Genomic DNA, 12,853 nt, shown 5'->3' with positions numbered 1-12,853 from the left:
CAGATGTTGACCAAAGTCATGAACATTCTGCAGGGCCCGCTAAGGGCCCTGTGTGTTTGGGCGGTCTTGATGGCGCCAAGTCCATTGTTGGCGCAACAATTGGGCGTTCCGCAATCAGACGTACTTACCATTTCAAGTGAACGGCTGTTTGCTGATTCTCGGTTCGGTCAGCGCGTTTTTCGCGAGATTGAGGCCGAGAGCGCTCTGCTAGCGGATGAAAATGAGTTGATCGTGGCACAGCTCAGCAAAGAAGAGAAAGACCTGACGGACAAGCGCTCTGAAATGTCCGCCAGTGAATTTCGACCTTTGGCCGAGGCTTTCGATGAGAAAGTCCAGTCGCATCGAGATAGCCAACGCGCCAAACTGGATGCTTTGGCGCGGCATGGAGAAGAGGCACGCAATCAGTTCTTAGAGATGGCGCAACCTGTATTGATCGAACTTCTACGCGAATATGGGGCGTCGATCGTCATTGAGCGTTCAAATGTTGTTCTCAGCTCGGATGCGTCGGATATTACCGATACCGCAATTGCCCGGATTGACGCGGCAATTGGCGACGGGTCTGCACTTGAAGACGCTAATGACAAATAGGCTGGCTTGCCCTTAAGTACGCGTATTGCTAACCACGCTTGAAAGAGACATCCAAAACAGGACATCCGCACCATGACCACGGAAACCCAGAGCGCCGACATTCAGCTGATTCAGCGTATATTGCCGCATCGCTATCCGTTTTTGCTGGTCGACAAGGTCGTGGATATTGACGGCTATCAATCTGCAGTTGGCATCAAGAATGTCACTATGAACGAGCCGCATTTTCAGGGTCATTTTCCCGGCACACCGATCATGCCTGGTGTGACTATTGTCGAGGCGATGGCGCAGACTGCAGGTGTCATGCTGGGTGTTGGCATGGACGTGATCGACAGTGAATTACTGATCTATTTCATGAACATCGACAAATGCAAATTCCGTCGCAAAGTTGTGCCCGGTGACGTGCTTGAAATGCATGTAGAGACGGTGCGTGGCAAGAAAGGTGGCAAGATCTTCAAGTTCAGCGGCCGTGCGACCGTTGAAGGTGAGGTCGCCGCTGAAGCCGAATTTTCGGCTTATGTCGACTGGGATATGGAAAAAACAACATGAGCGGCATTCATCCCAGCGCCATTATCGAAGACGGTGCGCAGATCGGGCAGGGCTGTACGATTGGTCCGTTCTGCCATATCGGGCCGTCCGTCCGTCTAGGCGATCGGGTTGAGCTTAAATCCCATGTGGTCGTCACCGGCGATACTTCAATTGGTGACGACACAGTGATCTTCAGCTTTGCCGTTGTCGGCGAAATCCCACAAGACAAAAAGTTTGGCGGTGAAGATACACGGCTTGAAATCGGTGAACGCAATCGCATTCGCGAGCACGTCACCATCAATACCGGCACGGATGGCGGCGGTGGCGTCACGCGGATTGGCGATGACTGCCTGCTGATGGCTGGAGTCCACGTTGCGCATGATGTGCAGATCGGTAACCGGGTCATTTTGGTAAACCACGCAGGCGCAGCAGGTCATTGCATAATCGAGGATGACGTCATCGTTGGCGGTATCTCGGGGCTGCATCAGTTCGTGCGCGTTGGTCGCGGGGCCATCATCGGTGCGCTGACTATGGTTCCGAACGACGTGATTCCATATGGTCTGGTTCAGGCACCACGCGGTGAGCTTGATGGATTGAATCTGGTCGGGTTGAAACGGCGCGGTGTCACGCGCGAGGATATCTCGGCGCTGCGCGCGGCATTCAAAGAGTTGTCGGAAGGTGATGGCACCTTCATGGATCGCGCCAATCGATTGGGCGAGGAGGCCGACAACGAATATGTGCGCCAGATTGTCGAGTTTGTGACGGGGCAAACGGACCGTTCCTTCCTGACGCCGAGGAAATAAGACATGTTGGCGCTGATCGCGGGAACTGGGGCATTGCCGGACGAGGTGGTCGCATGTTTGCCGAACCGACCTTTGATTTGCGCGCTGGAAGGGTTTGAACCTGAAAGGCTGAATGTTGACGTGGTCTTTCCGCTTGAGGAATTGGGCAGTTTTATCGCCGATCTGAAAGCGCGTGGCGTGATCGAGATTTGCATGGCCGGGGCTGTGCGCCGGCCCACCGTAAATCCTGCGCGCATTGATGCTGCGACGATGCCATTGGTCCCGATCTTACAAAAGGCCATTATGGCCGGTGATGACGGTGCCCTGCGCGCAGTTATCGGGATTTTTGAAGATTCTGAATTGACGGTCCGTGCCGCGCACGAGATCGCACCTGAATTGCTACCGCCGCTCGGCGCGCTGACTGAGGCACACCCCTCGGATACCGATCACGCAGATGCTGACCGAGCGGCAGGTATCCTGCGCAGCATGGGGACTGCAGATGTCGGTCAGGCTTGTGTAGTGCTGAAAGGGCAGGCGCTGGCAATTGAGGGCATCTACGGTACTGCTTGGATGTTGCAGTCGCTGACCCAACGCCCTGACGCGGGTGGAGGTATTCTGTACAAAGGCCTCAAACCCGATCAGGACCGGCGCGCGGATATGCCTGCTATCGGACCCGACACCGTATCGGGCGCGGTTGCGGCGGGCTTGTCAGGTATTGTCATCGAAAAGGGCGGTGTCATTGTCCTGCAACGGGACCGAGTGATTGAAGAGTGCAATCGCCTCGGTCTATTTCTTTACGTTCGCGAGCGCACCGTCTGATGCGCGTATTCCTGGTCGCCGGTGAACCGTCGGGCGACCGATTGGGCGCCGCTTTGATGGAGGGACTTATAACCCTTTCGCCGGAGGTGCGGTTTGATGGGGTCGGTGGTCCACTGATGCAGGCGCAGGGACTGAATAGCCGCTTTCCCATGTCCGAACTCAGCGTCATGGGGTTGGTCGAGGTTCTTCCCAAGTTCTTTCACTTGAAGCGCCGGATCGCCGAGACCGCTCAGGCGGTTCTGGACACGCAGCCGGATGTGTTGATCACCATCGACAGTCCGGATTTCTCGCTGCGAGTCGCTAAACTGGTGAAGGCGTCCAGCAGTATTCGAACCGTCCACTACGTTGCACCCAGCGTTTGGGCCTGGAGGCCCGGGCGCGCCGACAAAATGGCGAAGGTGATCGACCATGTTCTGGCGCTGCTGCCGTTTGAACCGCCCTATATGGAGCGGGCAGGGATGGAGTGTGATTTTGTCGGTCACCCCGTCGTCAACGAGCCGATTGCGTCTGAACAAGATATCAAGAAATTCCGTGTGGATCATGACCTGGGCGACGCTCCTATTGTGCTCGCATTACCTGGTTCTCGGCGGGGAGAGGTCGAACGGTTAGCCCCGATATTTGGCGCTGCTCTGCAAGAATTCCTGGCAGATCCACCCAGTACCCGTGTCGTCGTGCCTACTGTCGCGCATATGGTTGATGTGGTTGCCGAACAAGTTTGGGATTGGCCGGGAAATCCGATTGTTGTCGATCCACGAAAGTTGCCGTCGGACGAAGCACAGGCGCAGAAGAGGGCGGCCTTTGCGTCAGCCGATCTGGCATTGGCGGCATCAGGCACCGTGTCATTGGAGCTGGCTGCACAGGCAACGCCGATGGTGATCGCATATAATCTGAATTGGCTGACCACATTGATCGCGAAGCGCATGGTCAAGCTCGATACGGTGACGCTTGTCAATCTGGTCTCGGACACGCGTGCTGTACCTGAATGTCTGTTGGACGACTGCCAGCCGCTAAAGATCGCGGCAGCACTGGAAGAGGTTGCAGCTACGCCGGACGCCCAACATGAGGCTATGGCGATAACGATGGAGCGCCTTGGGCGGGGTGGAGAGGCGCCGGGTCTGCGCGCGGCAAAAGCCGTTTTGGACAGAATGAACACGTGATGCTGGATCACGTGATCTTTGCCGCCTCTGCCTACATGGCACAGGTTCTGACCAACCTCGACAACCTCGCAGCGCTTGTTGCGCTGATGATGGTTTCCGGTCCGCGACGGACCGTTGCGGGGTTCCTGCTTGCGCAGATATTAATCATCGCCGCCGCCTTGTTGCTGGCTTTGGGTGTCGATGACGTGGTGCCACACTGGGCCGGCTATCTGGGTGTGATCCCGCTTGGCCTCGGCGTGATTGGGGTTATCCGGCAGTTTCGGGGATCAGAGATCGAGGAGGCTCCGCAAGTATCCTCAGGTGCCTCAACCGTTGTAACGATGTTGCTGTTCATAAGCCTCTCAATGGATACATTCGCTGTGCTCGCACCGCTTTTGGCAGACTCGGCCCCAAGCTACCGCATCGCAGGTGTTACAGGTGCGGTTGCTGCGGCCCTGACGCTAACCATGCTTGGTCTGCTAGGCGCGCGATCTCCGATCATGACCGGCGGGTTTGCGCGGCGACTTGAGAAACTGGTTCCTTACGTAATGATCTGTGCCGGTATCTATATCCTCAGCAATTCCTGGACCGACGCGATTTAATAACCGCGCCAGATCCAGCCGCCGCCAAAGATGCGGCTTCCACCAGTTTCGTAAAACACACACGCCTGACCCGGAGAGATACCTTCTTCGGGCGTAAACAGCTCAACCTCGGCCGTCGTGTCGGACAGAGGCCGAATGATCGCCTCACGCGGCGGGCGGGTCGAGCGGACCTTGACCGACACATGCCATTCGTCTCGCGACGTAAAGGGTTCGTCTCCAAGCCAATTGATTTCACGCACCGGAACTGTCCGTGTAGCCAACATCTCTTTGGGGCCGACGACAACCTGCTTTTTGTCGACGTCCAGCTTTACCACATACAACGGCTCGCTTAGGCCACCGATGCCAAGCCCGCGGCGCTGACCGATTGTATAGTGAATCACTCCATCATGCTGTGCCAGAACACGGCCATCGGCATGTACGATTTCACCCGGCTCTGCAGCACCTGGGCGCAACTTTTCGATTACGCTGGCGTAGTTGCCGTTCGGTACAAAGCAGATGTCCTGGCTGTCAGGCTTGTCCGCAACAGCCAACCCGTATTGCGCGGCCATCTCGCGTGTGGCGTCCTTGGAGGGCAAATGCCCCAAAGGAAAGCGCAGGAAATCCAACTGCTCGGGCGTTGTCGAGAAAAGGAAATAGGACTGATCGCGGTTGGCATCCTCAGCACTATGCAACTCGGCCCCATTGGTTCCCATCTTGCGCTGGATATAATGACCGGTGGCCATACAGTCGGCCTCTAGGTCCTTGGCGGTTTCCAGCAGGTCCTTGAACTTCACCCGCTCATTGCAGCGGATGCAGGGCACCGGAGTCGCTCCTGCCAGATAGCTGTCAGCGAATTCGTCGATTACAGCATCTTTGAAGATGTTCTCATAATCCAGAACATAATGAGGGAAGCCGCGCTCTTCGGCCACGCGGCGCGCGTCGTGGATATCGATCCCAGCACAACACGCGCCTTTCTTGGCAAGCGCCGCGCCGTGGTCGTAAAGCTGCAGCGTAACCCCTACAACGTCATAGCCCTGATCAGCCAGATAGGCCGCGACAACAGAGCTGTCCACGCCGCCAGACATAGCCACAACCACCCGCGTTTCCGAGGGCGGTTTGGCAAAGCCAAGCGAGTTTAGCGGGGTCTCGGTATCGAGGGCCATTGGCGGTTCCAGTCCGGGTTAAGAAAGACCGGCAGAATATAGGAAAATTCTACACACTCTCAAGGGGCGGTTTCACACCGTTTTAAGTAGGTTGGATGCAGCTTTGTCGCAGCAGAAGAAGGTGGAACAGATGTATTTGCACAAAGTTGAAGGTCCAAGATCGGTCACCTTGCCGGATGGAAGCGTGCTAACACGCGCCGATCTACCCCCGGCAGACACGCGGCGATGGGTGGCTTCGCGCAAAGTAATTGTCGTGCGTGGAGTGCTTTACGGGCTGATTTCCCTGTCTGAAGCAAAGAAACGCTATGGCATCAGCGATGAGGAATTCAATTCCTGGGTGTCAGCCGTAGCTGAGCACGGAATCGATGCGCTGAAGGTGACTGCATTAAAAAAATATCGACAACCTAAGGGTGAAGATGAATAAATGATTCAACGGTAACGTCAGATTAACCATTCTTATTCAGGCTCAGATCAGTTGAAGAATTTGACCTAATTGGAGCAGTGAAAAATGCGCATACTTCTTGTCGAGGATGATCCAACCACGTCCAAGAGCATTGAATTGATGCTGACGCACGCAAATCTCAACGTATATGCGACGGACCTTGGTGAAGAAGGAATCGATCTGGCCAAGCTGTATGATTATGACCTCATTCTGCTTGACCTGAATTTGCCTGATATGAACGGCCACGAAGTGCTGCGACAATTGCGGATCGCACGCGTGGAAACACCGATCCTGATCCTGTCGGGCGCGGACGACACCGAAAGCAAGATCAAAGGCTTCGGGTTTGGTGCAGACGATTACCTGACCAAACCCTTCCATCGCGAAGAACTGGTGGCACGTATTCACGCGATCATCCGGCGTTCCAAGGGGCATTCCCAGTCCGTGATCCACACAGGGCAGGTGGCCGTCAATCTGGATGCCAAGACCGTTGAGGTCGAAGGAAAGACCGTGCACCTGACGGGCAAAGAATATCAGATGCTTGAGCTTCTAAGCCTGCGTAAAGGTACAACTCTGACCAAAGAGATGTTCCTAAATCATCTCTACGGTGGCATGGATGAGCCAGAATTGAAAATTATCGATGTGTTCATCTGCAAGTTACGAAAGAAGCTCAGCAATGCCACTGGTGGTGAGAATTATGTCGAAACAGTCTGGGGTCGCGGTTATGTTCTGCGTGATCCACAATCCAGCAATATGGGTGAAGCCCGCCTTGCCGTTGGCGCCTGATTTGATCTGACCGCTACCGTCGATGGTCCAGGACGGTAATTTCACTCGCGTCTCAGCACAACACTGGACCTGATCATGGCCTCGTCCTATCACTGGATTCTAATATGACGTGACAGGGCGGGGCCATGAGCGATACCACTGCAATCGCAGAATTGACGGAAGACGAAGCACGTGCAGAACTGGCTCGGCTTGCCAAGGAGTTGCAGAGGGCTAACCAGCTTTATCACACTGAAGATGCTCCGGAAATTTCAGACGCCGATTATGATGCCCTCAAACGTCGTAATGCAGATATTGAGGCACGCTTTCCGGAACTAAAACGTTCAGACAGCCCTACGGATCAAGTAGGGGCGCAAGTTTCAGATGGGTTTTCCAAAGTCACGCATGCAGTGCGGATGATGTCACTTGGCAATGCCTTTGACGATGAGGATGTTGCCGATTTTGACCGCTCAATCCGCAAGTATCTCGGGTTAGGGGAAGACGCACCGCTTGAATATACAGCCGAGCCAAAGATCGATGGCCTCTCGTTATCCTTGAGGTATGAACACGGCGAGCTGATTCAGGCGGCGACCCGAGGGGATGGTGAGACCGGGGAAAACGTGACCGCCAATGCGCGCACGGTGTCGGATATACCGCCTCGAATTGAAGGTGCTCCAGATATATTCGAGGTTCGCGGCGAGGTTTACATGTCTCATCATGATTTCGAAGCGCTGAACGCCCGGCAAATTGAAACAGGTGGAAAGACTTTCGCAAATCCGCGTAACGCAGCAGCTGGTTCGCTGCGCCAACTGGACTCGGAAATAACTCGGTCACGTCCACTAAAGTTTTTTGCCTATGCCTGGGGCGAACTGTCGAAACCTCTGGCTGAAACGCAAATGGCGGCAATCGAACGACTCAAAGCATTGGGCTTCCAAATCAACGCGCTTACGCGTCTCTGTTCCACGACAGGTCAGATGCTGGATCATTACCGCGCGATCGAAGAACAACGTGCGATTTTGGGATATGACATCGACGGGGTGGTCTACAAAGTTGATGATCTGAGTCTGCAATCCCGGTTGGGATTCCGCTCGACAACGCCCCGCTGGGCGATCGCGCATAAATTTCCGGCCGAACTGGCCTGGACCCGGCTTGAAGCGATCGACATTCAGGTGGGTCGGACCGGAGCGCTTAGCCCGGTTGCACGTTTGCATCCTGTGACTGTCGGTGGGGTCGTTGTGTCGAACGCGACGCTGCACAATGAGGACTATATCGCGGGGCGGGACGCCAAAGGCGGGGTTATCCGCGATGGCAAAGACATACGCATCGGCGATTGGGTGCAGGTTTATCGGGCAGGGGATGTGATCCCAAAGATTTCGGATGTTGATCTGTCAAAACGGCCGGATGATGCGAAACCTTATTCCTTTCCAACGACATGCCCGGAATGTGACAGTGAGGCGATCCGCGAAGAAGGTGATGCAGTACGCCGATGCACCGGGGGTTTAATTTGCCCCGCGCAGGCGGTGGAGAAACTTAAACATTTCGTGTCGCGCAAAGCCTTCGATATCGAAGGGCTCGGTGCCAAACAGATCGAGATGTTCCACAACGACCCCGTTCTGCCTATCAACACACCTGCCGATATCTTCACCTTGAAAGAACGAGACGCTGAAAATCTTGCCCGTTTGAAAAACCGCGACGGTTGGGGAGAGACCTCGGCCAGCAATCTGTTCGCCGCGATTGATGACAAACGAACCATTCCCTTCGCTCGATTGTTGTTTGCACTCGGAATTCGCCATGTGGGCGAAGTCGGCGCCCGGGATTTGGCCCTGTTCTATCGTGATTGGGATCAAATGACCGCGTCAATCGATACGGCGCGACCCGCAGCACTTGCGCAGCGTGCCGCTGACGAAGCGGAAGATGCAGAGAGGATCACAGCTATAGAAGAAGGTCGGCGCGCTAGAGTCAAAGAGGCGCGGGATGCAATGGTTGCAAGCCTAAATGTACCAGTGGACGCTGCCAGCGCTTGGACGGATTTGATTGCTATTGACGGCATTGGAACCACGCTGGGGCTGTCGTTGTCTGACGCCTTTGCCAACCTGGACGAACGCAAGGCGATTGATGAACTGCGCAATCACTTAACCATTGTTCCGCCGGATGCGCCTGCATCGGACAGCCCGGTTGCAGGAAAAACGGTCGTCTTTACAGGAACGCTTGAAAAGATGACGCGCGCCGAGGCCAAGGCGCGCGCCGAGGCGTTGGGTGCCAAGGTGTCGGGTTCAGTCAGCCAAAAAACCGATTTGTTGGTGGCGGGTCCGGGTGCTGGGTCGAAGGCAAAGAAAGCGGCCGATTTGGGTATCGAAACCTTGGATGAAGACGGCTGGCTTCAACTGATCGGCGATCTATGAGCGGCAGGCCAGAGCAACTCTTTCCGCTGTTCGCAGGGCTTGAAACGCTGGATGGTGTGGGACCGAAAACAGCGCAACTTTTCGGCCAATTAGACATCGAGTCGCCGCGAGATGTCTTGTTTTCATTGCCTTATGCGGTGATCGACCGGCGCCGACGCGATACCATACAAGGGGCCGATCTTCCGACCACATTGACGGTAGAGGTCACGATCGGAACCCACCGGCCTCCGCGTAACAAAGGTGGTGCATACCGCATTCATGTCGAGGACAGCCAAGCGGATTTTCAACTAGTGTTCTTTCACGCGCGCGGGGATTATCTGAAGAAACTGTTGCCGCAGGGTGCGCGCCGCGTGGTTTCGGGAAAGCTGGAACTGTTTGATGGAATGGCCCAGATGGTACACCCCGATCACATGGTTGCGCCAGAAAACGCAGGTGAATTACCAGAGTTTGAACCGGTTTATCATCTGACCCAGGGCGTTACGCAGAAAACAGCGTACAAGGCGGCGCAAAGTGCACTCAAGCGGGTGCCTGCTCTGGCTGAATGGGCAGACCCAGCTCAGGTGGCTCAGCAAAACTGGCCTGACTGGTCGGCTGCAATTCGTGCTGCTCATCATCCGCATGGAGCGGATGACGTAGCCCCTTTTGCACCCGCAAGGGAGCGTCTGGCCTATGATGAATTGCTCGCCCATCAGCTGACTTTGGCTCTGGCACGACAGCGTGAGCGGAAGGCGCGTGGCATCGTCAGCCTTGGGACAGGGGCGCTACAATCCATGGTGCTTGTAAGCTTGCCGTATCGACCAACCGATGCTCAATCCCGTGCGGTCGAAGAAATTTCGGCGGATATGGCCTCGGGTTCCCGCATGAATCGATTGCTGCAAGGCGATGTCGGCGCGGGAAAGACGCTTGTGGCGTTCATGGCGCTTTTGATCGCGGTCGAAGCAGGCGGGCAGGGGGTGATGATGGCTCCCACCGAGATCCTTGCCCGACAACATCTTGAAGGACTGCGACCCTTAGCCGAAGAGGCCGGAGTTGTGCTGGAAATCCTGACCGGGCGCGACAAAGGGGCCGAACGTCGGGCGAAGTTGGCCGCACTGAAACAAGGTGACATTCAAATACTGGTCGGCACCCATGCGGTATTTCAGGACGATGTCGAGTTTAAAGCCCTAAGGCTGGCCATCGTCGATGAACAACACCGTTTTGGTGTCCGCCAGCGGATGGAATTGTCCGAAAAAGGTCAACGCGCGGATGTTCTGGTGATGACCGCTACGCCCATCCCGCGCAGTTTGGCGTTGGCGCAGTATGGTGACATGGATGTCTCGGTTCTTGATGAAAAGCCACCTGGCCGAAAGCCAATCAAGACCGCGATCGTCAGCACGCAGCGAATGGAAGAGGTTGTGGCCCACCTGCGCGGCGCGATTGATGCGGGCAAACAATGCTATTGGGTATGTCCACTAGTCGATGAATCCGAAGTCTCAGACCTGACCGCCGCCGAGGAGCGTTTCAAGCGGCTGCGTGCGATTTTGGGTGAAATAGTTGTCGGCCTCGTGCATGGCCAAATGCCACCCGCTGAAAAAGATGCTGCAATGGCGGCGTTTCAGACTGGCCAAACCAAGGTTCTTGTCGCGACCACGGTGATTGAAGTTGGGGTCAATGTTCCCAATGCCACAATCATGGTGATTGAACGGGCAGAGATTTTCGGATTGGCGCAATTGCACCAGTTGCGGGGGCGGGTTGGACGCGGAGAGGATGCTTCGACCTGTTTGCTGATGTATCAACCGCCACTTAGCGAAGGTGGCCGCAAGCGTCTGGAAGTTCTGCGTGAAACCGAGGACGGGTTCCGCATTGCTGAGACCGATTTGCAGATGCGCGGCGCGGGTGACTTGATCGGTACAGCGCAATCTGGCTTGCCCAAGTTCAGGATTGCCGATCTCGAACGCCAGGCCGGATTGATGGCTGTGGCGCAATCAGATGCGCGCGCGTTGCTCTCTTCAGATCCCAAGTTGACATCAGACCGAGGCCAGGCTGCGCGTGTTCTTCTGTGGCTCATGAAACAGGACAGGGCAATCCGTTTGATATCAGTGGGTTAGATTGTAAATCCCATAAAGTTCACAAATGTTCTCAAAAAGTTCTTTACCGACTCGTCAAAATATGAGAACAAAAGGTCAACAAATGATTAAACCTGACCGGAGGTGAGACCATGCTGAGCCAGATCAAGACTGCCTTTACCCGTTCGCAATCCACGATCTTACAGGATGCGGCAGGCGCGGTTTCTCTGGTTGTGATGCTGGTGGTTGCCCTTCACCTGCCAAGCGGGTTCTAAGCCTTTCTGCCTGCGATCTCGTGCCGATCATACCGCGCTTGTTTCCCCGTCATGATCAAGGGTGACCTGCCTGTCCCATTTCCCTTGAAGGGGCCAGCCTCGGCCCCGTGCGGTAATCCGGACCCTACATGAGAAACGCATGACTTGCCGCCGCCCTTTCCGCCCGGAAGGTGCGGCGGTTCTTTTTTCAAAGCTGACCAGTTTTGATAATCTCAATCGTCGCCGACAGGACAGAATTGACCGCGACTGAGGCCAGTATCATCCCCATTACGCGGCTGATGATGGCTGCACCAGAATGTCCGATTAACCGGATGATCGGTTCTGCCAATAGCATCAGCACAAACGCGATGGCGATCACGGCTAGCATAACCAATGCAGTGATACTTTGATCAGCGACGCTGTATCGGTTGTTGTCGGTTAAAACAACGATAGCGAGCATCGCGCCAGGGGAGGCGAGGGATGGTACGGCCAGCGGGAAAATGGCTGGATTGGTCTTATGCATTTTATCGTCCAGGTCCTCTTCGGCCTGACGTTGTTCAACCTCTTGCTTGCTTTCGCCAAAGATCATGGTCAACGCGAAGAGAAACAGGATTATCCCACCGGCAACCTGAAACGAGTTCAGGCCGATGTCCAATGCCTCGATCACAAGTTGTCCGAAGATGAGAAAGAACATTAGTATTCCCGCGCTCACCAATGCCGCCAATAGGGCGGTCTTGCGACGGGCCCCAGCGGCTATACCGGCAGTGACGGCGATAAAGACGGGGATCGTGCCGATCGGGTCGATTACAACCCAAAGCGTCACGAAATGTTCCAGCAAGTTGTTCACGTTAACCCCCAAATCAATTAGGGGCACACTATACGGCTTTGATTGGAAAAGCCACGATCAGGCGCAGTTGGCTTGTTCTACCTGCTCCATCGCTTCCGCGGTTGCGTCCAGTGCCAACAGGATCGAAGCATGTCGATTCTTATAGTCCCGTGCGGGCATTAAAACCTCGAGCCCGTCAAATGGAGCGTCGGGGGCCGGGCCGTCTTTCTTCAACATTGCCGAAAGCTGATCGCGCGCGGTTTCTACCTGAGCCCGTGTCGCACCGATCACCGCGCTGCCGACAACCGAAGCCGAAGCCTGGCCCAAAGCACAAGCCTTAACATCCTGCCCGAAGTTGGTAATCCGCCCATCCTCGACATTGACGTCAACAGTTACTGTCGAGCCGCATAAAGGTGCACGTTTTTTCACTGTTGCATCGGGATTTTCCAAGCGGTCCAGATGCGGAATATCCGCCGCCAGCGCCAGAATGCGTCCGGAATAGAGCTTGATTAGATCGGTTTCGCCGCTCAT

The 12,853-nt window shown here is 55.4% G+C and carries 14 protein-coding genes; 11 read left to right on the top strand and 3 right to left on the bottom strand.

Translation table 11 applies throughout. From position 1 onward, the window contains the following. Positions 1 to 3 precede the first annotated feature (3 nt). The 6 genes from AC2FI7_RS04390 to AC2FI7_RS04365 all read left to right on the top strand — a co-directional run bounded on the left by AC2FI7_RS04390 (position 4) and on the right by AC2FI7_RS04365 (position 4,452). On the top strand, positions 4 to 588 hold the full coding sequence (locus tag AC2FI7_RS04390; protein ID WP_496833258.1) for an OmpH/Skp family outer membrane protein: 585 nt from the start codon (positions 4 to 6) through the stop codon (positions 586 to 588). 72 nt (positions 589 to 660) lie between these two features. Continuing rightward, on the top strand, positions 661 to 1,134 hold the full coding sequence (gene fabZ / locus AC2FI7_RS04385) for a 3-hydroxyacyl-ACP dehydratase FabZ (RefSeq protein WP_010439978.1): 474 nt from the start codon (positions 661 to 663) through the stop codon (positions 1,132 to 1,134). Next, positions 1,131 to 1,916 carry an acyl-ACP--UDP-N-acetylglucosamine O-acyltransferase gene (lpxA, locus tag AC2FI7_RS04380; RefSeq protein ID WP_010439980.1) on the top strand — a complete coding sequence of 262 codons (786 nt, stop codon included), beginning with the start codon at positions 1,131 to 1,133 and terminating at the stop codon, positions 1,914 to 1,916. Before fabZ ends, lpxA begins: the two co-directional genes overlap by 4 nt. A 3-nt stretch (positions 1,917 to 1,919) precedes the next feature. Continuing rightward, the gene (locus AC2FI7_RS04375) at positions 1,920 to 2,714 is read left to right on the top strand and encodes an LpxI family protein (RefSeq protein ID WP_010439982.1); all 795 of its coding nucleotides are present in this window, start codon (positions 1,920 to 1,922) and stop codon (positions 2,712 to 2,714) included. Then, entirely contained in the window at positions 2,714 to 3,871 is a 1,158-nt protein-coding gene (lpxB, locus tag AC2FI7_RS04370) for a lipid-A-disaccharide synthase (RefSeq protein ID WP_010439985.1), read from the top strand. Before AC2FI7_RS04375 ends, lpxB begins: the two co-directional genes overlap by 1 nt. Then, complete coding sequence (locus tag AC2FI7_RS04365) at positions 3,871 to 4,452, top strand: cadmium resistance transporter (protein ID WP_010439987.1); 582 nt, start codon at positions 3,871 to 3,873, stop codon at positions 4,450 to 4,452. Before lpxB ends, AC2FI7_RS04365 begins: the two co-directional genes overlap by 1 nt. On the opposite strand, the gene mnmA is transcribed toward AC2FI7_RS04365, so the two are convergent. Next, a complete protein-coding gene (gene mnmA, locus AC2FI7_RS04360; protein ID WP_010439994.1) occupies positions 4,449 to 5,594 on the bottom strand; it encodes a tRNA 2-thiouridine(34) synthase MnmA in 1,146 nt (381 codons plus the stop codon). The genes AC2FI7_RS04365 and mnmA overlap by 4 nt on opposite strands. 130 nt (positions 5,595 to 5,724) lie before the next feature. Between mnmA and sciP the strand changes: the two genes are divergently transcribed. From sciP to AC2FI7_RS04335, 5 genes are all read left to right on the top strand, one after another. Further along, positions 5,725 to 6,018, top strand: coding sequence for a CtrA inhibitor SciP (gene sciP, locus AC2FI7_RS04355; protein ID WP_010439996.1), 294 nt, complete (start codon positions 5,725 to 5,727; stop codon positions 6,016 to 6,018). A gap of 84 nt (positions 6,019 to 6,102) precedes the next feature. Then, entirely contained in the window at positions 6,103 to 6,819 is a 717-nt protein-coding gene (ctrA, locus tag AC2FI7_RS04350) for a response regulator transcription factor CtrA (RefSeq protein WP_010439997.1), read from the top strand. A 125-nt stretch (positions 6,820 to 6,944) separates the two neighbouring features. Then, a complete protein-coding gene (ligA, locus tag AC2FI7_RS04345; RefSeq protein ID WP_010439998.1) occupies positions 6,945 to 9,197 on the top strand; it encodes an NAD-dependent DNA ligase LigA in 2,253 nt (750 codons plus the stop codon). After that, the gene (gene recG / locus AC2FI7_RS04340; RefSeq protein ID WP_010439999.1) at positions 9,194 to 11,284 is read left to right on the top strand and encodes an ATP-dependent DNA helicase RecG; all 2,091 of its coding nucleotides are present in this window, start codon (positions 9,194 to 9,196) and stop codon (positions 11,282 to 11,284) included. Before ligA ends, recG begins: the two co-directional genes overlap by 4 nt. A gap of 110 nt (positions 11,285 to 11,394) precedes the next feature. Beyond that, positions 11,395 to 11,517: a hypothetical protein gene (locus AC2FI7_RS04335; RefSeq protein ID WP_010440002.1), complete on the top strand. Its 123-nt coding sequence runs from the start codon at positions 11,395 to 11,397 to the stop codon at positions 11,515 to 11,517. A 187-nt stretch (positions 11,518 to 11,704) separates the two neighbouring features. Here AC2FI7_RS04335 and AC2FI7_RS04330 read toward each other — a convergent pair whose 3' ends face one another. Then, positions 11,705 to 12,343: a MarC family protein gene (locus tag AC2FI7_RS04330; RefSeq protein WP_010440003.1), complete on the bottom strand. Its 639-nt coding sequence runs from the start codon at positions 12,341 to 12,343 to the stop codon at positions 11,705 to 11,707. 57 nt (positions 12,344 to 12,400) lie between these two features. After that, positions 12,401 to 12,853, bottom strand: coding sequence for an iron-sulfur cluster assembly scaffold protein (locus AC2FI7_RS04325; RefSeq protein ID WP_010440004.1), 453 nt, complete (start codon positions 12,851 to 12,853; stop codon positions 12,401 to 12,403).

It is taken from the genome of Ruegeria sp. YTSA064 (assembly GCF_059610325.1).
This window is presented reverse-complemented; position numbering and strand designations above follow the sequence as displayed.